At 51.8% G+C, this 25,948-nt stretch carries 17 protein-coding genes and 3 pseudogenes; 16 read left to right on the top strand and 4 right to left on the bottom strand.

All coding sequences use genetic code 11. The features are described from left to right. Positions 1-2 precede the first annotated feature (2 nt). The 12 genes and pseudogenes from AC3G3F_RS06165 (at position 3) to AC3G3F_RS06110 (ending at position 16,144) form a co-directional block, all read left to right on the top strand. Positions 3-1,211: a hypothetical protein gene (locus tag AC3G3F_RS06165; RefSeq protein ID WP_488394648.1), complete on the top strand. Its 1,209-nt coding sequence runs from the start codon at positions 3-5 to the stop codon at positions 1,209-1,211. Then, on the top strand, positions 1,204-4,575 hold the full coding sequence (locus AC3G3F_RS06160; protein WP_488394646.1) for an ImcF-related family protein: 3,372 nt from the start codon (positions 1,204-1,206) through the stop codon (positions 4,573-4,575). Before AC3G3F_RS06165 ends, AC3G3F_RS06160 begins: the two co-directional genes overlap by 8 nt. A gap of 107 nt (positions 4,576-4,682) precedes the next feature. After that, positions 4,683-6,290, top strand: coding sequence for a type VI secretion system protein TssA (gene tssA / locus AC3G3F_RS06155; protein ID WP_088759925.1), 1,608 nt, complete (start codon positions 4,683-4,685; stop codon positions 6,288-6,290). 34 nt (positions 6,291-6,324) lie between these two features. Beyond that, a complete protein-coding gene (gene tssF, locus AC3G3F_RS06150) occupies positions 6,325-8,094 on the top strand; it encodes a type VI secretion system baseplate subunit TssF (RefSeq protein WP_488394644.1) in 1,770 nt (589 codons plus the stop codon). After that, positions 8,058-9,140 carry a type VI secretion system baseplate subunit TssG gene (tssG, locus tag AC3G3F_RS06145; protein WP_488394642.1) on the top strand — a complete coding sequence of 361 codons (1,083 nt, stop codon included), beginning with the start codon at positions 8,058-8,060 and terminating at the stop codon, positions 9,138-9,140. The genes tssF and tssG overlap by 37 nt, the downstream gene beginning before the upstream one ends. 98 nt (positions 9,141-9,238) lie before the next feature. Continuing rightward, positions 9,239-9,763 (top strand): type VI secretion system lipoprotein TssJ, encoded by a 525-nt coding sequence (gene tssJ, locus AC3G3F_RS06140; RefSeq protein ID WP_053511087.1) that lies wholly within the window; start codon positions 9,239-9,241, stop codon positions 9,761-9,763. 4 nt (positions 9,764-9,767) lie between these two features. Further along, positions 9,768-11,996, top strand: a pseudogene (locus tag AC3G3F_RS06135) (type VI secretion system Vgr family protein); the annotation flags it as partial. Next, positions 11,970-13,364, top strand: coding sequence for an S-type pyocin domain-containing protein (locus AC3G3F_RS06130; protein ID WP_319792970.1), 1,395 nt, complete (start codon positions 11,970-11,972; stop codon positions 13,362-13,364). The pseudogene AC3G3F_RS06135 and the gene AC3G3F_RS06130, both read left to right, overlap by 27 nt. A gap of 8 nt (positions 13,365-13,372) precedes the next feature. Then, entirely contained in the window at positions 13,373-13,666 is a 294-nt protein-coding gene (locus AC3G3F_RS06125; protein ID WP_053511084.1) for a bacteriocin immunity protein, read from the top strand. Positions 13,667-13,759: 93 nt separating this feature from the next. Further along, a complete protein-coding gene (locus AC3G3F_RS06120) occupies positions 13,760-14,296 on the top strand; it encodes a hypothetical protein (RefSeq protein WP_053511082.1) in 537 nt (178 codons plus the stop codon). A 20-nt stretch (positions 14,297-14,316) separates the two neighbouring features. Continuing rightward, positions 14,317-14,766 (top strand): type VI secretion system baseplate subunit TssE, encoded by a 450-nt coding sequence (tssE, locus tag AC3G3F_RS06115; protein ID WP_053511080.1) that lies wholly within the window; start codon positions 14,317-14,319, stop codon positions 14,764-14,766. Between the two features lie 34 nt (positions 14,767-14,800). After that, the gene (locus AC3G3F_RS06110) at positions 14,801-16,144 is read left to right on the top strand and encodes a VasL domain-containing protein (protein ID WP_063390452.1); all 1,344 of its coding nucleotides are present in this window, start codon (positions 14,801-14,803) and stop codon (positions 16,142-16,144) included. A gap of 264 nt (positions 16,145-16,408) precedes the next feature. Here AC3G3F_RS06110 and AC3G3F_RS06105 read toward each other — a convergent pair whose 3' ends face one another. Beyond that, positions 16,409-17,401, bottom strand: a complete 993-nt coding sequence (locus AC3G3F_RS06105; RefSeq protein ID WP_053511076.1) for a LacI family DNA-binding transcriptional regulator — start codon at positions 17,399-17,401, stop codon at positions 16,409-16,411. Between the two features lie 305 nt (positions 17,402-17,706). Between AC3G3F_RS06105 and AC3G3F_RS06100 the strand changes: the two are divergent. Further along, positions 17,707-17,803 (top strand): annotated as a pseudogene (locus AC3G3F_RS06100) (hypothetical protein); the annotation flags it as partial. A 551-nt stretch (positions 17,804-18,354) separates the two neighbouring features. On the opposite strand, the gene AC3G3F_RS06095 reads toward AC3G3F_RS06100, so the two are convergent. Both AC3G3F_RS06095 and AC3G3F_RS06090 read right to left on the bottom strand, forming a co-directional pair. Beyond that, complete coding sequence (locus AC3G3F_RS06095; RefSeq protein ID WP_488394639.1) at positions 18,355-18,591, bottom strand: hypothetical protein; 237 nt, start codon at positions 18,589-18,591, stop codon at positions 18,355-18,357. A 77-nt stretch (positions 18,592-18,668) separates the two neighbouring features. Beyond that, positions 18,669-18,923: pseudogene (locus AC3G3F_RS06090) on the bottom strand (ISNCY family transposase); the annotation flags it as partial. Between the two features lie 1,004 nt (positions 18,924-19,927). On the opposite strand from AC3G3F_RS06090, the gene AC3G3F_RS06085 reads away from it, so the two are divergent. The 3 genes from AC3G3F_RS06085 (at position 19,928) to AC3G3F_RS06075 (ending at position 23,745) form a co-directional block, all read left to right on the top strand. Further along, a complete protein-coding gene (locus AC3G3F_RS06085) occupies positions 19,928-20,935 on the top strand; it encodes a LacI family DNA-binding transcriptional regulator (RefSeq protein ID WP_053509686.1) in 1,008 nt (335 codons plus the stop codon). A gap of 143 nt (positions 20,936-21,078) precedes the next feature. Next, positions 21,079-22,530 carry a Na+/H+ antiporter NhaC gene (gene nhaC, locus AC3G3F_RS06080; protein ID WP_150362313.1) on the top strand — a complete coding sequence of 484 codons (1,452 nt, stop codon included), beginning with the start codon at positions 21,079-21,081 and terminating at the stop codon, positions 22,528-22,530. A gap of 12 nt (positions 22,531-22,542) precedes the next feature. Then, positions 22,543-23,745: a MalY/PatB family protein gene (locus AC3G3F_RS06075; protein WP_053529078.1), complete on the top strand. Its 1,203-nt coding sequence runs from the start codon at positions 22,543-22,545 to the stop codon at positions 23,743-23,745. Positions 23,746-23,857: 112 nt separating this feature from the next. Here the strand turns inward: AC3G3F_RS06075 and glgX are convergent, their stop codons facing one another. Next, the gene (gene glgX / locus AC3G3F_RS06070; protein ID WP_023249378.1) at positions 23,858-25,933 is read right to left on the bottom strand and encodes a glycogen debranching protein GlgX; all 2,076 of its coding nucleotides are present in this window, start codon (positions 25,931-25,933) and stop codon (positions 23,858-23,860) included. Between the last annotated feature and the right edge of the window lie 15 nt (positions 25,934-25,948).

Below are 25,948 nucleotides of genomic sequence, written 5' to 3'. Positions count from 1 at the left end.
TTATGCCCGTCTGGCTGGATGCCATCCCTGAAAAGGCTCCTAAGGTAGCGCGTCCCGGCACCGGCCGTTGGCTGCTATTCCTCGCGTTTGTCATGCTGGGGGGCATAGCGCTCACGCTATGGTGCTGGGCGTCAGAGCGAACCGGATTTGTCTTCTGGTTCACCGCTCTGGGTCTTCCATTTTGTACCTGGGGGCTTATTTTTGGCTTACGCCGTTTTGTCTACAAAGCCGAACAGGTGGCGACCGAGTCCCGAAATGTCGAGCGAGAAGCGCTCATTGACAGTGAAATTCTGCGCGGTCAGCGCTGCGCCTGGATCCTCGGTACTTATATTAAGAGTCCGGCCGGAAACAAAGCCGATGACCTACTGAAGGCAATGAAAGTCGCGGCTCCCGCTATCGACTTCTCTCGCCCAAGAGGATGTGACAAACCGGTCAGATACGCGGCATTACCAGAATATCAGACAGATTTAACGAAGGCCCTGAAAGCTGCGGTTAATAAACTGACCACGCGTGTAGAGGGGATAGTTAAGCCGCTTCCGCCCGCGCTGCCATGCTGGCTGGTGCTGGATTGTGATAACGATCTGTATCCCCTGATTGAAGAGCAGCTTAAAGCCGATCTATCACTCAAGACGGGCAGGATTTTTCGCCTGATGCCCGGAAAAGGGCTGGGGGCGTTTGATGCCTGGCTGGACAAGCGATGGGACAACCCGGGCATTCTGGTTGCCATCACGCTGTCGTTACCGGCGTCTCCCCGGGAAGAAGATGCTGATGCTGTCTCAATGGTGGTATTCAGCAATCGCAAAACCCATGCCTGGCCGGATGCACTTCGCCTTCATCGCCCCGAAAGGGGAGCAGAAACAACGCTCACAAAGACGCTCAACCGGGCGCTGCTCTGGGCGAAGACCAGGCCTAATGAACTCAAAGGAAGCTGGATCTCCGGTCCCACATTGACGTCGGGCAGCGGCTGGAATAATGCCTGCGAAGAGAGCGGAGTGGAATTTAGCCTTTCAGAAGACAATTCCAGTATCGATCCCGTGCTGGGCTATACCGGCCATGCTGCTCCATGGCTGGCCATCACGCTTGCCAATACTGACGTTGAACAACGAGGCCCGCAGGTTATCGCCGCACAACCTGCCGCTGACAAAGACGACGTCTGGGTCACCGTCATCACCAAAGAAGAAGTTTGCAAGGGAACGTCCAGGAATGTCTAAGGTAAAAATCAAAACACTCATCGGCTCCGTTGTGACTGTCGCGTTTTTTCTGACGGTCATCGTGGCATTTCTGTTTTATGCCTTTCCGGAAAACGTGGCCTCGGCCACCGGATTTGGACCGTATGACGACCAGCGCATACTCACATTCTGCGCCATACTGGTTGCCGCGCTGTTTTTACTCGGCTGGCTGATAGAGAAGTCTTTCGACTTCGCGGGTAAATCGGGATTGTATTTACACTGGGGGCAGAAAAAGGCTCTGATTGTTGCGCCGGTGACGGATACCATTGCCAGTGAAGAAGAGGACGATGAACCCGTCTTCAGTGAAGAGGCCGTGTCCGAACGCCTGTGCTTTCGCTATGGACGCCGCTGGCAGAGTAAGGTGCGACTCCTTTTGGTGATGGGTAACCAGGACGACGTCCATAAAGCGGCCCCGGGCCTGTGTCATGATCTATGGCAGGAAGGCGACGGCAACGTGCTGATTTATGGCGGTGACGCCCAGTCACTTCCGGATGAGATCTTCCTTGCAAAACTGAAACGCCTGCGTTCCGGTCAACCGGTTGATGGCATCATTCAGGTGATGCGTACCTCAGCCCTCCCGACGGATATCGAACGGGATGCCTTTTTGCGGTGTCGCCAGAAAGCAGACCACCAGTTGGGCTTGCAGGCGCCTGTCTGGCTGTGGCTGACTGACAAAGCCACGGGTGCTCAGCAGGAAGCGGAAACAGCTGCAATAGGGGTTATTTTCGGACCGGGAGGCACAGTAAAAGAGGTGGATGAGGCGTTTACCATACTGACGCAACGCCTGCAAAAAGCCGGTATGACACAGATACTGAATAATCCGGTACATGACGGCCTGCTTCAGTTGTCCTCCCGTCTGCGACACGAACTGAGAGCTAGCCTGACCGTTTTGCTCAGCGGACTGATGCAGGGATCTGCGGTCTTTCGTTTACGGGGGGTCATGTTCAGTCCTGAACTGGCCGTTGCCGGTTTGGTCCCAAACACACGCCTCGACACACCGACCTGGAAAGCCGTCATTGATGACTGTGATGCCGTCAACGGCAGGAAGCTGGGTTTCGACTGGCTGAAGATGCTGCAGTTAATTCTGCTTTCCCTGATTGTCCTGTGGGGGGCCGGTACACTGCTGTCCCTGATCGTTAACCGTACCCAGATTTATCAGGCGCAGGAAACGGCGAGGCAGGCAGCAGATACTGCAAAACCACTGGCAGAACGCCTGCACAACCAGCTCGTCCTCCAGCAAGCGATTGCCCATCTGCAACATCGTGAGGCGACCGGTGCTCCGTGGTACACCCGCTTTGGTCTTAATCAGGACAGCGACATGCTATCCGCGTTCTGGTCCCTGTATGCCCGTAACAATGCCATGCTGATGAGAGATGCCACCGCAGACCATCTCAGGCAGCAACTGAACGCCTTTGTGCAGTTGCCCCCGGCCAGTGACGCTCGCACACAGGGTACACAACATACCTACGATGTGCTTAAAAGTTATCTGATGCTGGCCCGTCCGGACAAAGCAGACGCAGATTGGCTGGCAAAAAACGTCCTGAAAGCCTTACCGAAACGCCAGAATGTGCCGGATGGCACGTGGCAGGAAATGGCACCAAAACTACTGGGATTTTATGCGCAGAACCTCCCGGCACACCCGGAATGGAAAATTAAGCCCGATGCAGAATTAATCAGCACGGTACGCCAGATCCTGCTCAAGCAGATAGGCCAGCGTAACGCTGAATCAGGGTTGTACCAGAACATGCTTAAGCGCGTTGCCAGCAACTGGCCTGATTTAACGCTTGCCGATATGACCGGTGATACCGATGCCTCAACGGTATTCAGCACTGACGAAGTCGTCCCCGGAATGTTTACGCGCCAGGCCTGGGAAGAGCAGGTACAGGATGCGATTAACAAGGTCGTCAAAACCCGCCGTGACGAAATCGACTGGGTCCTGACGGATAAAACCCATCAGTCAGGGAGCGATATATCCCCGGAAGCGCTGAAGGCCCGTCTGACAGAACGTTATTTTACCGATTTTGGCAATGCCTGGCTGAACATGGTCAACAGCATTCAGTGGCATGAAGCCTCGTCACTGTCTGAAACAATTGCCCAGCTCAGTCTGATCGGTGATGTCCGCCAGTCACCGCTGGTGGCGTTGATGAACACACTGGCCTGGCAGGGAAAAACAGGGCAGAAGGGTGAGGCACTGGCTGACTCGATAGTGGATTCAGCGAAAAAGCTGATTGGTCAGAAAAAAAATGCCAGACAGTTTATTGAACAGGCACAGGGTCCTAAAGGCCCGCTCGATGGGGTGTTTGGTCCGCTAATAGGGCTGATGGAAGGGAAAGAGAGCACCGGTATCAACGGTAACCTTAGCTTCCAGTCCTGGCTGGCCCGCGTTACCCAGGTGCGGCTGAAGCTTCAGCAGGTCACCAGCGCACCGGATCCGCAGGCCATGTCGCAGATGCTGGCCCAGGCCGTATTCCAGGGTAAAGCCATCGACCTGACTGACACTCGCGATTATGGCAGTCTGGTTGCGGCGAGCCTGGGGCAGGAGTGGAACGGATTTGGTCAGTCGTTGTTTGTGCAACCACTGGACCTGGCCTGGCGGCAGGTTCTTGCCCCGGCTGCAGATAGCCTCAATGACCGCTGGCAGTCGACCATTGTCGAACAGTGGAATAAGGCCTTTGCGGGGCGGTATCCGTTTAAAGCCACCGGCAGCGATGCCTCCCTGCCGCTGCTGGCTCAGTTCCTGCGTAGCGACTCGGGCCGAATCACCACCTTCCTGAAAACTAACCTTGGCGGGATACTTCATCAGGAGGGGAATCGCTGGGTCGTTAATCCTTCCGCAAGTCAGGGGAGGGTTGTCAGCCCGGATTTCCTCCGGGCCATTAACCAACTGGCGGAACTGTCAGATATCGTCTTCGCTCAGGGCGATGCGGGTGTTCACTTCGAGCTTATGGCTCGTCCATCCCGTGATGTTGCCCGTATACAGCTCTCACTTGATGAGCAAAAACTTGATTACTTTAATCAGATGGAAAGCTGGCAGAGCTTTAGCTGGCCGGGGAACACATGGTACCCGGGTGTAAATTTAAGCTGGCGTAGCGTCAACAGTGGCATGCAACTCTACGCCAGTAACCAGGGTAACTGGGGTTTCATTCGCCTGCTGGACAAAGCCCTGATTACACCTCTCGATGCGAGCCGTACGCAACTGGTGTGGAGCACCCCCGATGGCAATCCTCTGAAGTTTGTGATGCGCAGCGAGCTCGGCAACGGTCCTCTTGCGTTACTGAAGTTACATGGATTCACGCTGCCCGACGCTATCTTTAACGTCGCCCCTGGTGCAGAAGAGCTCCAGTAAAGTATGTTGCTGAAACGGAAGCCACCGCAAATCGTCAATGGCAAGGACGACGCTTCTCTGGAAGCGGTCGTGAGGTTTATGAAAGAGACTAACAAACGGGAAAAAGAATGAGTTCACCGGAAGATTTGTTAACCGCTTGCGCCACCAGCCAGGAAGAAAGGCAGCGCCTCATCTCTCGGGCAAATGATGCCCTGTCGTTCTGGGATAACTGGCTGCACCCTTTCACCATCGGGCCTGAAACTGGAGACGATCCCGTATACGACGATAATTTTCAGCTGATGCGCGAAGAGATTAATAAGCTTTCGGGTACCGATTCAGCGCTGCTGTGCGAACTGGCCCAGAAGTGTCTTTGCGAATGTGCTAAAGATATTCGTGTGGTGACCTGGTACATTCAGGCCCGACTCAGCCGCGACGGTGAAAAAGGACTGTCTGAAGGCTTACTGCTTCTTGTCGCGATGTTGACCCGCTTCGGGCAGGCATGTCATCCGCAACGCCCAATTGCCCGTAAAGCTGCACTGGAATGGCTGAACAGCGCAAAAGTCATCGATACGTTGCTGTTATGGCCTGAGGTGGACAGCAATAATGCCGGAATGACTACCGGTGTCATTAACCTGCTTGCCTCAGTTGTTTCGGACTGGTCTGAAGAGGAAAGGCCTTCGTTTGCAGGCCTCTGTACTGCACTGGAAAACCGTCTCGCACGCTCAGGTGGCATGGAAGCACTAGTCCCCCAGAACAGCAGCGCACAGGAGCACGGGCGTGAACCTGCCCATCCGGATTCACCGCAACTGTCAGCAGTGAAATCGGGCCGCGATTTACTCGACCAGGCAAAGCTACTTTCCCGCTGGCTGAGCGAGCAACCGCAGGGCTGGCTTGCCTCTCACCGGCTGATAAAGACCGTGCGGTGGGATACGGTCGATCAGATCCCCCCACTCGACAGTAGCGGTCGCACCCGCCTGGTACCGCCGAAACCCGAGTATCGTGCTCAACTTAAACGGCTATATCTACAGAAAAACTGGACTGAGCTGGTTGAGCAGGCCAGCCAGATGTATTGCGAAGGGGTCAACCATTTCTGGATCGATCTTCAGTGGTACCTCTGGCAGGGGCTCAGCCATGCCGGTCATCCCTGGGATACCTGGACAGACTCCGTCCTTCTCGATCTGCGGCTGCTGCTTAAACGCCTCCCGGGCCTTGAAGGGCTGGCATGGAATGACGGAACCCCCTTTGCCGACGAAGTCACCGCTGCCTGGATTGCTGAAAAAGTGAATGAGGAAGGCCTGATGTACGGTGACAAATCGGCTACCGTCGTTAATGGTCAGACTGACGATGTACTGCTCCTTGAGTCTGAAGCCATGGAGAAGGGAGACATGGAAGGGCCCGAAGCGGCGCTTGCCTGGCTCCAGTCCCTACCGGGGATGGACACACCACGCCACCGCTGGTTGATACGCCTGCTGATGGCCCGGGTGGCAGAGCAGTATGGCCGAAACGATATGGCGCTTCATCTGCTTGGCGAATTGACTACCCGTGCGCCACAACTGACGCTGGGAGACTGGGAACCCGGTCTGTTGTTTGAAGTCCAGGCCCGCCGCCTGAAGCTGCTACGCATGAAAGCTGGTCGCAGCGAATCCGATAAAGCCCGTCTGATGCCTGAGATGGAGTCTTTACTTGCAGGCCTGATTGCCATCGACCCTGCCCGCGCCATGGTGCTCTGTGGCTAATTTTCTTTTTTAAAAACTTTCAGGAATGCCGTGCATGGATGATTTAACCCTGCGCTATTACGAAGCAGAGATGCGCTACCTGCGAGAAGCCGGTAAAGAGTTTTCCCGGGCTCATCCGGACCGGGCAGCGATGCTTAATTTGGATAAAACCGGCGCACGCGATCCTTACGTGGAACGCCTGTTTGAAGGTTTTGCCTTCCTGATGGGCCGTCTGCGTGAAAAGCTGGATGATGACCTGCCGGAACTGACTGAAGGGCTGGTGAGTCTGCTGTGGCCGCACTATATGCGGACTATCCCGTCGCTGGCCATCGTTGAGTTCTCGCCTGACTGGCGTAGTCTGCGTCAGGCCGAAATGCTGGCTGAAGGCTTTTCCGTTCTGTCTCGTCCTGTCGGGCCGCATAAAACCGCCTGTCAGTACCGGACGACCCGCGATGTGCCGCTACAACCTCTGCACCTTGCAGATGCTCGCCTCCATACTGAAACCGATGGCCGCTCTGCTATCCGTCTGCACTTCGAATGCCCTGAAAAAGTGGACTGGAGTAAAGTCGGGATCGACAAGGTCGCCATTTATCTTAACGCGGAGAGTCCTGTCAGTTCAGCGTTGCATCTGGCAATGACCCGTCGTGTACACGCAATGTATGCCCGTCATGCCGGAACGCATACTGAACGTCATCAGTTTGATGGCTGGTGCAAACCCATGGGCTTTGATGACAATGACGGCCTGTGGAAGAAAGCGGATACAGCCTTCAGTGGTTACCAGTTGCTGCTGGAGTATTTCAGCTTCCGTCCAAAGTTTATGTTCGTTGAACTGCGCGGTCTCGACACCATCGGGCTCACTGCGGCCAGTACCTGGTTTGAAATCGACATTGTACTCAGTGAAGCCTGGTCATCCGATCTGCCTTTTGAGACGGAAAACTTTCGCCTGCACTGTGCGCCGGTTATCAACCTCTTTACCCTGGAAGCCGACCCGCTGACGCTTAACCCGCTGGATAACGAATACCTGCTCAGGCCGTTGCGGCTCCAGGATGGTCACACCGAAATTTACAGCGTCGATAATATCCATGGCGCGATAAAGAATGGCAAACACCCTTATGTGCCGTTCACCAGCTTCCGGCACCGGGGCGGTATGATGCGCCACGATGCGCCTGAGCGTTATTTCCACACCCGAGTGAAACGGGGCCCCTCTGGCCTGTATGACACCTGGCTAATTCTCGGTGGCCTCTCATTCGAACTGGAACAGTTGTCCGAAAAACCAGAGTCGCTCTCGATGCGAATAACCGGTACCAACGGCCAACTTCCGCGTAAGGCACTGGAAAGTACTTTGCTTGACAGGGTTGTCAAGGCAGGCAAAGTGCCCGTCATGGTCCGGAACCTCTCCGCGCCGACGATGCCGCTGTATCCCCCGGCAAACGACCGTTTTCACTGGCGGGTGATGAGTCACCTCGGCTCAAACTTCCTCAGCATGATGGACAATCCGGAGGTCCTGCGGGGAACGCTGGCGCTCTATGACTGGACCGATGATGAGATGAACCGACGCCGTCTTGAAGCGATAGTCGCCGTGAAGCACACCCTAATCCGCCGGTTTGAGAAGGGGTTTATGCTCCGGGGCGTGGATATTGAGGTCACGCTGAATATGGATAATTTTGCAGGCGAGGGCGATGTGAATCTCTTCGGCGAGATGCTGCACCGGTTCTTCGCGCTGTATGCCGATATTCACCTCTTTAACCAGCTCACGCTGGTGCTGCAACCGACAGGGAAACGACTGAGATGGCGCGAGAATCACAGCCAGCACGTACCGGGCTGACGTTAACACTCAATAAAGATATCTGGCGGGCCAATTTTTATCGTTTCTGCCAGTTGCTGGAACAGGAAAATCCGGACGCGCCTAAACTGGGCACCACCAGCCATCCGGGCGACGATCCGGTACGATTCAGACCCTGGCCTGGTATGGGTTTCCCGGTCAGTACCCTGAAAGCGGTGGAGACTGACGAAGACCATCCGACATTACCCCCAACGGTCCGCACGACATTTCTCGGGATGTATGGCGTGGACTCCCCTCTGCCGACATCCTGGCTGGATGACATTGCGCAGCGCCGCGAAGGCCATGAGGTAGTCACCGCGTTTCTGGATATTTTCAGCCACCGCATCACCACGCAATATTACCGGATCTGGCGAAAATATGCCTATCCGGCAACGTTCGAGGCCGGTGGTCGTGATGCCACATCACAGTGTCTGCTGGGGCTGGTGGGACTCGGTATACCAGGCACGGCGGAGCAGGTGGCCACGCCAGTTTCCCGTTTCCTGGCATTGCTGAGCACCATGCGTTTGCCCACCCGCAATGCCGAAGGCATCCGGGCCCTGGTGAGCCTGCTGGCACCGACTACCCGCGCAATTATCACCGAACCCGATCCGGTTAAGGTCCATATCGATAATCGCAGTGGGCTGGGGGCCGGAAACCGCATCCTTCTTTCGCAGCGGGCCACGCTGGGTAAAACGGCAAAGGAAGCATGCAGCCGGGTACTGGTGACGCTGGAGACTGAGGATCCGGATGAGGCGGAAGGCTGGTTACCCGGTGGAGTCCTCCATACCGATTTGCTGGTCCTGCTGCGCGTCTATCTCGGCTACCGCAGTGACGCCCGACTGCGCCTCACCGTACCCGTGCGGTTGTTGCCTGAGCCCCGCCTTGGCAAAGGCAGGCGTATCCAACTGGGCCGTACCGGTTTGCTGGGTCTGAAAGCGGGCAAACTCAGCAATAGCCGGGAGAGTCTCACCGTCAGTCTGGGCTGCTATGAAGGGCTGCAATGGTCTGTGTTACCACCCGCTGAAGACGGACATTACCGCTTCGACTAATCATCAATCATTAATTCTCCCCTTCATACTTCTGGTTTCAGGAAGGCGGCAAACGCATCTGCAACCAGAAATATGAAGGGGATAAAAGGAACATCTGAATGGCAACAATAACCCGCTGGTGGGCGCTGACGCTTATTGCCTGTGGTCTGCTCGCAGGCTGTGGTCTGACGCAGACTGTCACGGACGGTACGGTCAGCATCACGAAATCTATCTTCTACAAGAAAATTAAAACGCTGCATCTGGATTTTACTCCGCGCACGGCCATTAACGCCGATGGCGCACAGACGCCACTGGCGATGATGGTGCGGGTTTATCAGCTCAGGGAGCGTAAAGCGGTTGATGCCGCCGATTACCAGGCACTGCTGCGCAATGCCGATACGGTACTTAAGGACGAGGTACTGGCGTCAAAAGAGCTGCTGGTAATGCCCAACGGCAGCGTGACGCTCAATGTGCCTATGGATGAAGACGCTCAGTTCGTGGCTGTGGTGGGGCTGTTTAATCGACCGGATCAGAAAGGCAACCGCTGGCGCCTGGTGCTGACCCGCGACGACCTCGACCCGGACAAACCCCGCACGATTGAGCTGGGTGATGGCTGGCTCAGCCTCGTTCCGGTAAAGGAGTGACGTGATGGATAACTGGTCAGCGCTTTTTGACGGACAGACCCGCTATGTTCTGGATATCAATGACAGCACCGTGAAAGCTGATGTCCTGCGTTTTCGTGGCAGGGAAACCCTGAGCGAACCGTTCAGATGGGACATCGAGTTCACCTCCCTGCATGCGAACATACCTCCGGAACAGGTGCTGATGAAATATGCCTCGTTGCGGATGCGTGGCGGCAAAAATGTCCACGGCATGGTAACCCGCCTGGAATGGCTTTCCACCTCCCGTGACCAGTCACACTACCGGCTCACGCTCAGTTCCCGCCTGACGCTCCTGGGATATACCCGGCAGTGCGCCGTATTTCAGAACCTGTCCGTCCCGGAGGTGGTGGAGCAGGTCCTGCGTAAACACGGTCTGGAAGGACCTGATTTTGAATTCAGACTGGAGCGAACATACCCGGCACGTGAACTTATCACCCAGTGGCGGGAAACGGATTTGCAGTTTATCCAGCGCATTCTGTCTGAGGTGGGGATTTACTGGCGTACGGAGATGGACGACGTGCGCGGTCTGGATACCTGCATACTGGCCGACAGCCAGCTTAACTACCAGTTTGATGTGCAGTTACCCTACAGCGAGCCATCGGGTCTGTTCGACGGCGCGGCAGACTCGGTCTGGGATGTGCGAACCTGGCACAACATTGCCACCGGCACCGTCGCCACGCGGGATTACAACTACCGGACAGCCACCATGCCGATGGATGCGACGGTCAGCGTGCGAAGCGATGCCGTGACGACCGGCGCACACTACCGCTACACCGCCCCTTATCGTGACGCGGGTGATGACACCAGTCCGGAGCCGGAAACCGAATCCGGCGCGTTTTATGCGCGTATCCATCACGAGCGGGAGCTCAGCAGGTCGGCCCGTATTCACCTGTTCAGCAATACGGGCCACCTCACGCCCGGGCAGGTGCTGGAGCCGCAGGGGGATGTCATTACTGCCCTGAAAGAGGGCGTTATCCTCACCCTGGTGACCTTCCGGGGGGCCCGGAATTCCCGTCTGCATGTGTCGGTGTGGGGGGTGCCTTACACCGAACGTTACTGTTTCCGCCCGGCGGAAATCCCGCGTCCGCTCATCCCGGGGACGCTTCCGGCCCGGATTGAGAGCCGGGAAAAGAACGATATATACGCTCACCTGGACGAGCAGGGTCGCTACCGGGTCAGGCTGGACTTCGACCGGGATGCGACGGACCCCGGTTACGGCTACCTGTGGCTGCGGATGGCGAAACCGACTGCCGGTGAAACGTCGGGCTGGCACACGCCCCTCACCGACGGGACGGAAGTGGCGATTGCGTACAGCAACGGCGATATTGACCTGCCGTACATTGCCTGTGCGCTGCATGACTCTGAGCACCCGGACCACGTCACCCGCGATAATCACACCCGTAACGTGCTGCGCACGCCTGCGAACAACAAGCTGCGGATGGAAGACAGGCGTGGTGAAGAGCACATCAAACTCGCCACGGAATACGGTAAGTCGCAGCTCAACAGCGGGCACATGGTGGACAGCCAGGGACAGCGTCGTGGTACGGGGGCAGAGCTGCGCACCGACGAACATGGCGTTATCCGCGCCGGAAAGGGGCTGTTTGTCAGCGCGGACGCGCAGCCGAAGGCGCAGGGCGAGGCGCTGGACAGGGATGCCGCGCTGAAGGAAATCGACAGGCTTAATCAGCAACTGCAACAACTGGAGATAGCCGCAGAAAAGGCGCAGGCGCTGAAGGCGGATGTCGACAGTCAGATACAGATGTTTGCGCAGCGGCTGAAACCGCTCAACGAGGCGCTGCTGATGACCGCCCCGGAAGGGATGGCGCTGACCAGCGGTGAAGATATGCAACTGGCCGCCACGAAAAATGTCGCCGTCAACGCCGGGGGGGATATCAGCGCCGGAGTGACGGGCAATCTGACCGCACTGGCCGGGGAGAAACTGGGGCTCTTTGCCCGGAGCGGTCAACTGAGCCTGAAATCCGGAGAAGGGGCAATAGATGTCCAGGCGCAAAACGCCAGCCTGCGGTTGTTTGCAGAGAAGAAGCTGACGCTGAGCTCGGCGAGTGACATCTCTTTTGCCGGGAAGAAGCGCATCACGCTGATTGGCGGCGGAAGCTATCTGCGGCTTGAGGCCGGGAAGGTCGAGTATGGTACGACGGCGTCGTATATGCGCAAAGTGAAGCGGACTATGGCTGCATCAGCCAGTGCTAAACCTGCGGAGGCCGTATCCTTGCCGCCTCCGGCGACCATGCGTGAATTCAATCCCGAAACGCTCACCCCCTGGGTGACGCCGGTGTATGCAAAATCCTGTCTGAAAGAGAAAGGCTGTACTGATGCCGGTACAGCTGAAGAGCCCGTTGATAACTTTGGACAGATGACAATTTTTGCCCAGCCTGTTGAGGACGACTGCTGCGGTTACGGTCATCAGCATGAGCATGCAGATGATGAAGTCGTTCAGCACGCCCAGTCAGCTAAAAAACGTAAGCCTGACGCCGGGGGCGCAAATGCACCTGCGCCTGCTCAGGCAACGGCTGCACCGCTTGCTCTGGGAGCTGCTACTGGCGTGATGACTCAGGTCTGGGGTGAATGGTCCCTGACCGGCGTATTGGGCGCGGCCCGGGGAATTCCGTATGTAGGAGCGATGATGTCCGCGCTTTACGTTCCATCTGCGGGCGAGGGGAGTGATAGGGTTCCTGGCCGGGATGAGTTCTGGTACGAGGAAGAGCTGCGGCAGAAAGCCCTCACCGGGGCAAAAGCGACAACCCGGGTAAGGTTCTTCTGGCGTCAGGATGAGCAGGGCAACATGCGGGTCTATGGCGTCCATACGGGGGAGGGAACGCCGTATGAAGGTGTCCGTACGGCAAACATGGTGTGGAATAGTGAAAATAATCGCTATGAATTCACTCCTGCTCACGGTGCCGATGGCCCACTGATTACCTGGACACCTGAGAGACCAGAAGGCAGTGACCTTCCCTCACATACCGGCAGTGACATCAGGCCAATAGACCAGGCTACAATACTCGTCACGCCAATTCCTGACGGCAAAGATGAATACACGACCCCACCTTTCCCGGTGCCGGAAGAACGCGATCTTAACGATTACATTCTGGTCTTCCCTGCGGATTCAGGGATTAAGCCGATTTATGTTTATTTGAAAGATGATGCTCGCAACGTACCTGGAGAAGCAACTGGGAATGGTGTAAAACTATCAGGAGATAAACCTTGGCTTGATATGTCTGTAACAAACTCAGGTGAAGGAGCTCCTATACCTTCTCAGATTGCAGACAAACTTCGAGGTCAAAAATTCAACTCATTTGATGATTTCCGTGAAACAATTTGGAACGAAATAGGAAGACATCCTGAGTTAACAAAAGATTTTACAACAGTGAACAAAGATCGAATTGAAGATGGACTTGCTCCATGGGTACCTAAAGAAGGCCAGTACATAGGCCCCAACTCTATTGTCAAGAAATTTGCAATACATCATGTTGTACCCATAAAAGATGGGGGAGGAGTTTATGACATGGATAATTTACGTATAGTTACTCCTAAATTACATGACGAGATACATTACAGACGTTAGGTGAAATTATGAGCTCAATAGTTTTAAAGAACAAAATTGAAGAGTATACAGAGCAAGAATTTTTAGCCATTCTTAAAGAATTTAGGAAAAGCACAAGGCAGGCTAAAGATTTAAAGGGAAGTAAGCTGGATGATTATCTTGATAAATTAATGGATAACTTTATTCAAGTGACAGCACACCCTAAAGGCAGCGACTTAATTGTTTACCCTGAAAAAGACGAAGACGGGGAACCTCATAGGGTAATTGAAATCGTCAAAGAATGGAGGAAGTCTCAAGGACTTGCTTTATTTAAAGACTCATAGGTCAAACATATTGATGAATAGAACAACAATATGGCTGCCGCACAGCAGCCTTAAGCTATAAATTAGCATGATAGTAATGTACATGAGGTTATTATGCCATTGCCAGTTAGATTAACCCCCACTGAAATTCATCATGATAAAATGCAATCTATGACATCAATTGCAGAAGAATTAACGAATCTCATAGATACTGGGTCCGACGAAACATCTAGCAAAGTGTATGCATTAATAGAGAAATGGAATATCTTTGCTGTTACTAGGTTTGAATTTAGCGATTTTCGTGACTACCACTCATGGATTTCTACAGAAAACTTTGTTAAGACGGCCCTTTATCAAGCTAAATATCAAGCGGACTTGTCTTTCCATGAGGCGAAACAAATAATAGAATTTATAAGTACAGCTGAAGGTAATGAGGCCTTACAAGGTTATGCTCTTAGCCTGATAGAGTTAAATTTCTCAGAGCCATGTGTCTCAGATCTATTCTACTATCCTGAATACTGGTTTAAAAATGATTCAATGTCTGACGTCAATTTAACTTATGATGAGATTTTGGGGTATTTAATGAAAAAATCAGGCCGTTGGTTACCAGACGCACCAGAAATTGATTTGCCTTATCCATTACCAGCATAGAGTGTGGGAAAAAATCAATTATGGACCGAAAAACACCTTCATTGTATGAAATTCTTACTGGCAACTTTACAGGGGATCTTCCCCTTGAAGTTGTTAACGAAGAAGACCAGGTCATTTTATCTGTATTGGATAACATCCAGCGTATTTTGAACGCCCGGGCAGGGACCATATCCCATTTACCAGATTATGGTTTGCCGGATATGACCAAAATTCTGCAAGGTATGCCGGGTACCGCCCACGAGCTGATCGAGACGCTGGCCGGTGTCCTGCTCAAGTATGAACCCCGTTTGCAGTCTCTCAACGTAACTTTACTCGAACAGCAAGTGCCTGGAGAGTTACGCTACGCCATCGATGCGGAACTGAGAGGTATCGGACTTGTACGGTATGGCACCGAGTTTATGCCTGAAGGTAAGGTGCTAATCAGGCATTTGAAACAGCAACAGTATCTGGAAAACCACCAGGTTATCTAATTCACTCATATCCTCATTCGATACGGATTTCACAATGCCCCACACAACTGAACGTCACCTTAAGACCGGGAACGATCCCCGTACATTGCCCGATTACTCAGCATTGCGAGATGAATTCGCAAAACTGTCCCATCCTGCCCGTCCGGATGTGAACTGGGGGCATGTTGAAAAACTGGCGCTAAATCTTTTCGATACCCATGGTGTTGAGCTTCAGACTGCGGCATGGTATACCCTGGCAAGGGCACAACTGGAGGGAATACAGGGTTTCAATGAAGGTATGGCGATTCTGGATGCTCTGATACGCTATCAATGGTCAGCAATGTGGCCCGCTTCTGCACATGCCCGAATTGAAATACTCAGCAGCCTGAGTAAACGACTTCAGCAGCTATTCCGGACCCTTTCACTACAGAGGTCGGATTTACCAGGACTGAATCAGGGCATAAGGCTTTTGAGCTCAACGGGGGAGGCCTTGCAGCGGCTTGAGCTTCACAATGCAAGCGGGATTGATACTCTCCGTCAAATGCTGCATAACGCCACCGTTAGGCTGGAAAATAGTGATGCTCCCTCAAGCCATAAAGAGACCGTTCTAACAGACGTAGTGCTGCCTGCGAGGGCCGACAAGCAGAATAGTCAGCGCTGGGTATACGTGGTTAATTCTGAACCAACGGTAGACGTTAAAGTAATCAGAAAATCAGCCACCAGAATCACTCCATTAGTGGCTTACTTCGGCGGCGTTTTAAGCGCTGCCGTACTGAGCATAGCCGCCTTTAATTACATGCCGACGTTATTCAGTCACCCCGGAGAAGATGTGTTGAACAACTCTCTCGCAGCTTTACCGACCATTATGCCTCTCCCGGTCGTCGATCAACTGCGTCAGGATGCCCCGTCGTGGCTCGAATCCAGCGATACCTACGTGAAAAAAGTAAATTCTCGTTTGAACGAATTAAGCATGCTTCCTCCATACTGGCCGTTGCAATACGGAACTCAGTTGGTGGAGCAAACCCGTCATCTCTATCCCAACTCCGAACTGGCAGAGAATTTGTCTGCAGGTTGGCTGTCAAAGCTGCAAGCTAACTCTTTACCTGATGCAAACATAAACGGATGGAACCAGGGGATCACTGAGCTAAAGAGACTTCAGAACCGACTTAATCAGCTCGATAAAAAGAAGGGGAAATACATGACGGTGAGCGAGCTTAAAACGGCGGTATTCTCGATATCACAGTCATTGAATGACAGCGTTCCTGTTGAGGAGCTGATTCGACAATTGAAGACATCTCCCCAAAACCAACCTCTGTCCCGGGACTTACTAAACCGCGCAGACCTACAGCTCAACCAGTTGAACAACTCCTATATGTTGGTAATATCAGAGAGCAAGTAATAAGTGAGTCGTGTCATGCTAATTAGATGAGGAACATTTCTGGCACGACGTGGACGCCATCCGAACCGCCGCCTGCTGCCAGCGATGGAGCACGGTTGTGATATTTCGGAAGGCGATATTACGAAGGGATCACCGACAGGGAAGTAAAGATTACTGAAAAATAATTATCAGGAACTGAAGGAGAGCATGATTTAGATGAAATTCTCCTGGAGATAATGCCTGAATACAGGGACATTACCAGCCACAGACATATGCAGCAGTAATCTAAATTGTTGATTCACGCTCGATGTACATAAGATCAATAAGAAAACTGTTAACCACGGATGGCGAATCTTGTGTTTTATTGATCAACATGCTTACCGCAAGATTCCCAATCATGTCAGCTGGTATCCTGATGGTGGATAACTCAGGATCTAAATACTGGCAAAGAACGGTATCGTTAAAACCAATAACAGCTGTGTCCGCGGGTATGGATATATTCATTTTTTTTGCAGCCCGATAAACGGCCCCGGCAAGAAGGTCATCGTCACAAATAATGACATCCAGTTGGTTACTCAGCAACTTTTCAGCAATTAATGAAGCATTTTCTAGGGAGAATGAGGAATATTCAACGAAAAATGCTTTATCCGGGTAGGGTAGTAAGTTGAGCTTGCTCTCGAAAGCCCGATGCCTGCGAATGAAATGTTTTCTTGGAAGATCCGACCGAAAATAACCAACTCTACGTTTACCCGTTTTGACCAAATAGTTATAAATATCTTCGGTTGCAGTTCTGAAATTTAGATCTATATCATAAACTGCTTCATCATCTGGTTCGATATAAATAATCTGATTGCGATAGCTTTGAAGTTTATTTGAAACAATTTCATCGCATGAGTAAATAATACATCCATATATAACTTTACTCTGAAAAAGAGTGATAAGCCGATCACACCATTGCTCACTGGATATGCTGTCAAGAAGAATGACAGAATGTCCCTTTTCAGCAGCAGTCAGCTCAGCCGCATAAACCAGTTTTCCAAAATAGGGTTGCTGGAGATCTGGGACGACGAACGCAATATTTTTTGGCGAACCATTCCGTAATATTTGAGCGCTTACGTTTGGCTGATAACCCAGAGTCTTCGCAACAGCCAGAACCCGCGCCCTTGTATCTTCTGAAACGCGCCCTTTAGTTTTTCCGTTGAATACTAACGAGACAGTGGACTGTGAAACATTAGCCAGTCTCGCAACATCTTTGCTGTTGGCTGATGAAAGAGACATTAAACCTCCGAAAAATTAATTAATATCGCCTGAGCCATCCGGAGTCTATCAGAGAAAAGAATTGAGTTTAAGTGATTGTTTATCATTACGGAAAGATAATATTAACGGAAAACACCCAGCAACGGTGTAAAAGAAAAACGTATAAAAAAGAGTGAATTGCCAGCGCCCCATCCGATGGAACTGGAGCAGAACCTCTCATGCGGAACATTGACCATGAGTCATACGTATTACTAATGTGATATAGATCTCTTTAAATAAATAACATCATACGTATGATGTTCGCATGCAAGGCTCAGGTATAAAGTTGCGCATTTGATTTTTTCAATATCTCCGGTTCTCTTTTCCTGGAGCAGGAAATACCACTGGGCTCAGGGCGTGTTTATGACTCTGGTAAACGGTTTGTGTACCTGCTGAGTGGCTGGGTACTATTATAAATTACTTGCGTTAGCGGCAATGTTTCTGTGTGGTTCATCGTTTGCGAGTGATGTATATTTTGTGTGCGACACTGCAAAAGGAACAATCAAACTAGATGAAAACAACGGTGTAATTCGGTACACCTTATCGAAAGACCGCAAAACTGAATTTAACTATGAGTCAAAAGGTAATGATTATTCAGGATTTAAATACAATCATTACTCACGATTTCAAACTGATTACTTCAACGTGTCGTTTGTAAATACAGGGTATAAATACACGATATTTAGTAATTATGAGGATGAGAGTGAAAGCCGTGGGGTTAGTGTTACGAACCTGAATAGCAAGAAGGAATCTGTTTACGATTGTAAGTCCGTTGGCATTGATCGCCTTAGTGATTTGTCGGCAAAACTGGCCTGTGATAAGGACAATGCTCTTGGTTGTGAGTAGCATCAGGTAAAATTCAGATGTTCGTAAGCACACAAATCTGAAAGGGTCACTGCGGGGATGTATCTCACGCAGTGACTCTTAGTAAAAAGTTATCGTCCGGTTCTGGCTCTTTTGCCAAAAATCTCCTCTGACTGCGACTGGAGCTGCTTAAGCGCTTCGAGCATGTCGTCGTTATTCAGTGAACGCTGGGATTTTTTCCCTGCCTGTCCGGGCCGTCGTCGGGAAAGGCCATCACCAGAAGGAACGGACTGAGAGCGCGTGTTATCCCGTTTGCTCTGCACCAGACTGATAAATTCCAGAGCACGGCCAAGTCGTTTATTATCCACAATTTCGCCCTGGTCGACTTCTGACAGCCGGTCATAGGTAGAGTAGGGAAGTGTCTCACCATTCAGGCGTAACTATTGTTCACGCGAAAAACACCGGCTTTATCACTGTACAGCGCCAGCGGCTTGCCATGCTTATCAATATAATGGCATGTGGCTTCGAAGTAAGAAAACGTGGACTCAGATTTGACGAACAAAAGCTCCATGATTTTACTGGTTGCATCATCAACGTAGACCAGTGCGGTACAGGCTGGTCCTCGGCCTTCAAACCAGTCATGATCGCAGCCATCGATTTGTATCAGTTCGCCCGTACACGGACGCCGGTAACGTGGCTGAGGGATCCTTGCGGCGCTGAGCTACAGGCGGACATTACTATTGAGCCTCTACAACGTTAGTGCGCATAATGTATATTATGTTAAATATGCTGGGTTTGTAGTTAAGTTCATGAGAACCTCTCTTTCAGGAACTTACCGGCGAATCAGTCGTTTGCTAAAGTTCAGTTGTGGCTTTACGATAACTTCATAACGCAACAATTATGGGGATATCGTTAAGTTCATGACATATTCCATCTTACATTTATCTAGGAACAACCAGAGAACTCATCTCATGGTTGATGACGTGACTACCCTGCCCGTCATGTTCGTCACAATTTATGGAATGAATGAGCTGAGCAAGAAGCATCTGGGGACACAGGAAAACATTCTGACTTGTCTCGAATCTGGTGTAACTACGAGATTTAGTTCTCACAATGAGGCTATGTGTAAATTTCTGATTAATACTCTCTAGTTGGCTATTTTCTTCCTCAGAAAATGCGGCAACACTTGCCGCAGAATATGAAGTAAACAAAATAAACAAAATATATTTAATTTTCATAAAATCTAACTCTCCTATTACTTTAAATACAGATGATTATATGTTTTATAATGATGTTTTTGATTATGTACATCCCCAAAACCCAGAATAGTTAAATTAAAGATAGTCTTGCGAAGGCGGTCTGTATAAGGCGCTTTACTCCATCGCCCTAAAAACTCTACCCGAAATCATAGCCCTAACCTTGATCCATTTCATAGCGGGTTTCTATTCTGTTACTGAAGGCAATCATCCCGTCTTTCGGCTTTATACCTTCGTCCACGGTCGCGATAAGACCACCACGCCTGCGCACGCAGGTTTTTAAATACTTGTCGCCACGATAAGGGGCGCGGTTTGCAGTTACCGGGATTCAGGATGATTTTAACAATGTTTATAAATTCAGACTGCGCCGCAGTTATTGCACTGATTTCTACGTAACGTGATAATCATTGGCTTTGATACCCTTTAAACGTACAAATATGAGCTTAACATGGCGACAATAAAGGATGTTGCATCCCTGGCCGGTGTATCAACCGCGACTGTATCACGCGTCATTAACCAGACTGCGTGGGTTGAACCCGTCACGCGCGAACGTGTAGAGAAAGCCATGCGCGATCTCAATTATCGCCGAAACGCCGCCGCTATCGCACTGGCGAAACGCAGCGGCGATATGCTCGGATTGTTAACCGGCAATCTGGCCGATCCTTTTTTTGCCCGCCTTGCTCGCGGCGTAGAAGATGTTTCTCGTAAACAGCAGTATCGCCTGATGGTATGTAGCGGCGGCCACGATGAAGACATGGAAAAAGCGGGACTGGATTTCCTGGTTAATCAAGGCTGTGAGGCTATCGTAGTACACGCCAGTCGATTAGCGGATAAAGAGCTGCTGCGCTACGCAGCCCACTTTCCGGCGCTGGTTGTTGTTAATCGTTATATCGCTGGTATGGCCAACCGCTGTATCTGGCTGGAAAATCGCAGCGCCGCCAGGGAAGCGACCCGGTATCTTTTAGCGAACGGGCATCGGCGCATTGCCTGTGTGACATCTGACTTGCCCATTATCGATCGTCAGGAACGTCTTGATGGTTATCGTCAGGCGCTGGAAGAATATGGTATTTCGCCAGATCCCTGCTGGGTGATTAGCGTTCCGTTTAACGAAGAAGGCGGCGAGCGGGCCGCACATCAGCTTATTAATAGCGGGCTTCCCCTTACGGCGGCGGTCACGTTTAACGATGTTATGGCCGCTGGCATTATGCGTATTCTTCATCAACGCGGCGTTCACCTTCCGCAACAGCTCTCTATTGTCGGCTTTGATGATGTGGTGCTGGCCCGGTATCTTTATCCGGCGTTAACAACAATGCATTATCCGGTCGAACAAATGGCGCGTTGTGCCGCGCAACTGGCGATACAGTTATACCAGGGCATTACGCCGCCGCCCAGCAGTAACCGTTTCAATGCTGAACTGGTGATCCGAGATTCTGTCGCGCCCTATTTTTCACGTTGAATGCGTCGTCAACGGTAAAAACTGTGATGACTATCAAATTAACCCTTCTCATGTAATCGGTTACATGGACGAAAGTAATGGATCACAGTAGTGAGAAGCGTATTCCCCTACCCTTGAGCTACCTTACTGACCGGAGCTCCATTATGAGTGCATCACAAAACAAGAAGAAAACGCTGTCATTGGGTTTAGCGCTAATCCCTGTCATTTCCATGTTGTTATTGTTGATAATCGGTTACGGCATCATGGGGCTACGTATCGAACCGCTCCTTCTGTGCTCTGCGGCAGTAGCGGCAGGCATTGCGTGGTGGCAAGGATACTGCTGGGAAGACATCATCAACTCAGTGGTGGATAAACTGGCTAAAGCAATGCCGGTTATCATGATCCTGATCTGCGTGGGCGGTTTGATTGGCACCTGGATGTTTAGCGGCACCATTCCCTACATGGTGTACTGGGGGCTAAAACTGATAAGCCCGGAATATATTTTGATTGCGGCCTTCTTTTTAACCAGCGTGGTCTCCGTTTGTACCGGTACATCGTGGGGGTCCGCCGGGACGGTTGGCGTTGCGTTAATGGGGGTTGCCGCCGGGCTGGACGTGTCGCTTGCGGCGGCGGCCGGCGCCGTCGTTTCTGGCGCTTATTTCGGCGACAAAATCTCACCGTTGTCCGACTCGACTAACTTTGCCGCCATTGTCGCAGACACCACCCTGTTTGAACATATTCAGCATTTACTTTGGACGACCCTGCCAAGTTTCCTGCTAGCCGCCGTGGTTTATCTTATCGCCGGACACAGTAATATGCTGGGCGAAGTGGCTACGCCGCAGCGGGTCACGGACATCATCCACTCGCTGGAGTCGCTATATCATTTTAATATTGTTCTTATTTTGCCACCGGTGATCGTACTGTGGGGCGCAATCCGCAAGAAGCCTGTCATCCCATTAATGTTAAGCGCCTGCGTACTTGCCTTGTTCCTCGGCGTCATCATGCAGGGACTAAGCATCAAACAGGGGCTGGACGCCTTCATTGATGGATTTGATATCGCCATGTTCCCACAAGGCGCTGAAGGTGTCGTGGCCGATGTTCCACGCCTGTTAAACCGGGGGGGAATGTTCTCGATGATGGGAACGATACTGTTGGTTTTCTGCGCTTTTTCGTTTGCCGGAGCGCTAACGTTAACCGGCGCGTTAACGATCATCATTAACCGGCTGTTGACCATTATTCATAGCGTTGGTCAGCTAATTGCCGCCACTATCGGCACCACAATTTTGGTCACCGGGGCGACCAGCGACGGTAAATTGGCATTGTTAGTTCCCGCCGAATTGTTTAAAGATGCCTATCGTCGCATGGGGCTGGATACTAAAAACCTTTCACGTACGATAGAAGATGCCGGTACCGTTATCGAACCTCTCCTGCCGTGGACCTCGGCTGGCGTCTACATGGCGACTACATTGGGCGTTAGCACGCTGGATCTTCTGCCCTGGGCTATCCAGTGCTATGCAGCGATCTTCTTCGCATTAATTTATGGTTTTAGCGGAATTGGTATCGCCAGAACCGCCACCGCCTCAGAAAAGTCGCCGCAATCGTCAGTGACGGAATAATAAGGAAACAAGATGGATTTTAACCAGATTATCAATCGCAACAATACTGGTTCGGTAAAGTGGGATTTTATTGAGCGTCACTTTGGCGACGGCGCCGGCAAACTGCTACCGATGTGGGTTTCTGATTTCGATTTTGCCTGCCCGCCTGAGGTTCAGACGGCATTGCATCAGCGAATCGAGCACGGCGTATTTGGCTATAGCGAACGTGATGAGGCATACTTTAACGCCCTGCTTCACTGGTTTTTGTCACGCCACCAGCTCACGCTAAAACAGGAATGGGTATGCAGCGTGGAAGGCGTCGTACCAGGGTTGGCACTCTTAGTGCAAATGTTAACGCATCCAGGTGACGGCGTAGTGGTACAGGGGCCATACTATGGCTCCTTCGCCAAAATAATCACGCTTAATGGTAGAAAACTGCTGGAGAATCCCCTTAGCGAGTCGCCGGACGAAGGCTACCAGATGGATTTTTGCCAACTGGAAAGGCTGTTTCGCCATGAACGCCCTCCGCTGATGATTTTGTGTAATCCACATAATCCAACCGGGCGTTGCTGGTCGGCCAACGAACTGGAGCAACTGCTTTTATTATGTGAGACTTATGATGTCACCCTCATCTCGGATGAGATATGGGCCGATCTATTGTTGCCCGGAGAAACCTTTACCTCGGTACTGCATTTAGGGGAGCGTTGGCATAAACGGGTCATCTCCGCCACTGCGGCCAGCAAAACGTTTGGCTTATCGTCGCTGCGAATTTCTAACTTTCTCATTCCCGATCCTACGCTTCGCCAGCGATTCTTATCTCGTCTGGACGCTCATGGGCTGGACGTCTTTAATGCCCTCTCCGTTCAGGCGGCGACTACTGCATGGAATGAAAGCAGACAATGGCTGGATTCACTACTGGATTACCTGGCGGAAAATCGCCGCTGGTTTGTTGAACAGGCGGCAGAGCATCTTCCCTGGGCAAGAATTGTCCCGGCGCAGGGAACCTATTTATTATGGATGGATTGTAAAAAACTGGGACTGGATGACGAACAGCTAAAATGGGTGATGGCGGATGTCGCGGGTATCGCCCCTTCAATGGGCAGCGGCTTTGGCCCGGCGGGCAGCGGATTTATCCGTTTAAATCTGGGATGTCCCCGTACCTACCTTGAAATGGCAATAGACGGCCTGAAGCGAATCTCGGTGAAGTCAATCAAAGGAGCACCAACAGGCGGATGAAATTTTGGACGGTAAACGGAGAACGGTGTTATTTCTGCGACATGATATCGCCTGAGTGGCAGTAAAAAAACCGGCCATAAAGGCCGGTTGGGTCTGGAGCGCAGTTTCAGTATCAGGGGCGTCTGAATAACACGATGCTGCGCCCGGCCAGATCGAAATCTATCTCTTCGGTAATCCGCATTCCCTGCTGCGCGTCATCGTCAGTCGTCAGCTCAAGCACCCAGCCGCCCTCTCCCCACATCGGAATACGGAACGGTACGCTGCCTTCAAACGGATTGAAAAGCAGTAAGGCGTCATGCCAGATCCCCGCTTCCGGCTGGAGATCGGGACGACTAATGCATACGCCTATCGTCGATCCCTCATCCCATTGTTCGGATTGCTGCGGTCCTCCCCCGGCGTTAAACCAGCGGATCTCCAGACCGTCACGCCAGCTCTCCCGACGCAGCAACGGCTGCGTGGCGCGCAGTTGAATCAGATGACGGGTAAACTCCCGTAGCGCATTGGCGGTTTCCGGCAAATTATCCCAGTGGACCCACGATATTTCACTATCCTGACAGTAGCCATTGTTATTGCCCATCTGACTGCGACCAAACTCATCGCCCGCTAATAACATCGGCGTGCCGTGCGAGAAAAGCAAGGTGGTCAGGAAATTGCGTTTCTGTCGCTCGCGTATCGCATTGATGCCTTCATCGTCGGTTGGCCCTTCTGCGCCATAGTTACAGGAGCGGTTATCATTATGCCCGTCATTATTATCTTCGCCATTGGCTTCATTATGTTTGTCGTTATAAGACACCAGATCGTTCAGAGTGAAGCCATCATGGGCGGTGATAAAGTTTACGCTTGACCAGGGGCGACGGCCGCGCAAATCGTAGAGATCGCCGGACCCCAGCAGGCGTGCGGCAAAATCATTTGTGACATTGTCACCTTTCCAGTATTCGCGTACCGTATCCCGGTATTTATCATTCCATTCGCCCCACCCCGGTGGAAAACCGCCAACCTGATAGCCGCCCGGTCCGATATCCCAGGGTTCGCCAATCAGTTTCAGTTTTGCCAGCACCGGGTCTTGCGTTACCGCATCAAAAAAGCCGCCTCGCTGATCAAAGCCTTCCGGCTCACGTCCAAGAATGGTGCCCAAATCAAAACGAAAACCGTCGACATGCATTGACTCCGTCCAATAGCGAAGGGAATCCATCACCATTTGCAGTACCCGCGGATGAGAGGTATTGACGGTATTACCTGTCCCTGTATCGTTAATGTAATAGCGATGCTGATCGGGCATAGTGCGATAGTAAGAAAAGTTATCGATACCTTTAAATGACAGCGTGGGGCCAAGCTCATTCCCTTCTGCCGTATGGTTATAGACCACGTCCAGTATCACTTCGACACCGGCATCATGGAAAGCGCGCACCATATCGCGGAATCCCTGAATACCTTTTGGACCATAGTAGCGCGTCGCCGGCGCAAAAAAGCCAAGCGAGTTGTATCCCCAGAAATTTTTCAAACCTTTATCGAGCAGATGCTGATCGTCCGGGAACCAGTGAACGGGTAAAAGCTCGACGGAGGTAATACCCAAGCTTTTAATGTAATCCACGCTGGCTTTATGCCCCATACCCTCAAACGTACCGCGTAGAGGCTCAGGGATCGCGGAATTAAGCTGGGTAAAGCCTTTTACATGCGTTTCATAAATAATGGCGTTCGACCACGGTATGGAAGGCCGTTGGCTGTCCTCCCAGTTAGCCTCAGCCGGATCAATCACCCGGCATTTAGGCGTAAATGGCGCGCTATCCTGGTCATCAAAGGTCAAATCTTTATCGTCATGGAGTAATTGATACGCGAAATGCGCATCGTTCCAGTGAATATCGCCCACCAGCTCACGGGCATAAGGGTCAATAAGCAGCTTATTGGGGTTAAAACGATGACCATTTTCCGGGTCATAAGGACCGTAAACGCGGTACCCATACAGCGTGCCGGGCTGCAAATTCGGGACATAGCCGTGCCATATTTCGTCGGTATATTCCGGTAACTCCAGACGAGCGATTTCATGTTCCCCGCTCGGATCGTAAAGACAAAGCTCGACGCGTTCCGCATGGGCGGAAAAAATAGCGAAATTCACGCCTTCGCCGTCATAATTCGCGCCAAGCGTATGGCTGTACCCTGATCTGATTTCAAAAGTCCTGTTTGTTGTCATTCTCTTTCTCCACCC

The organism is Salmonella sp. FC25216, assembly GCF_057751355.1.
Note: the sequence above shows the minus strand (reverse complement) of the source record. Positions and strands in the feature narration are given on the sequence as shown.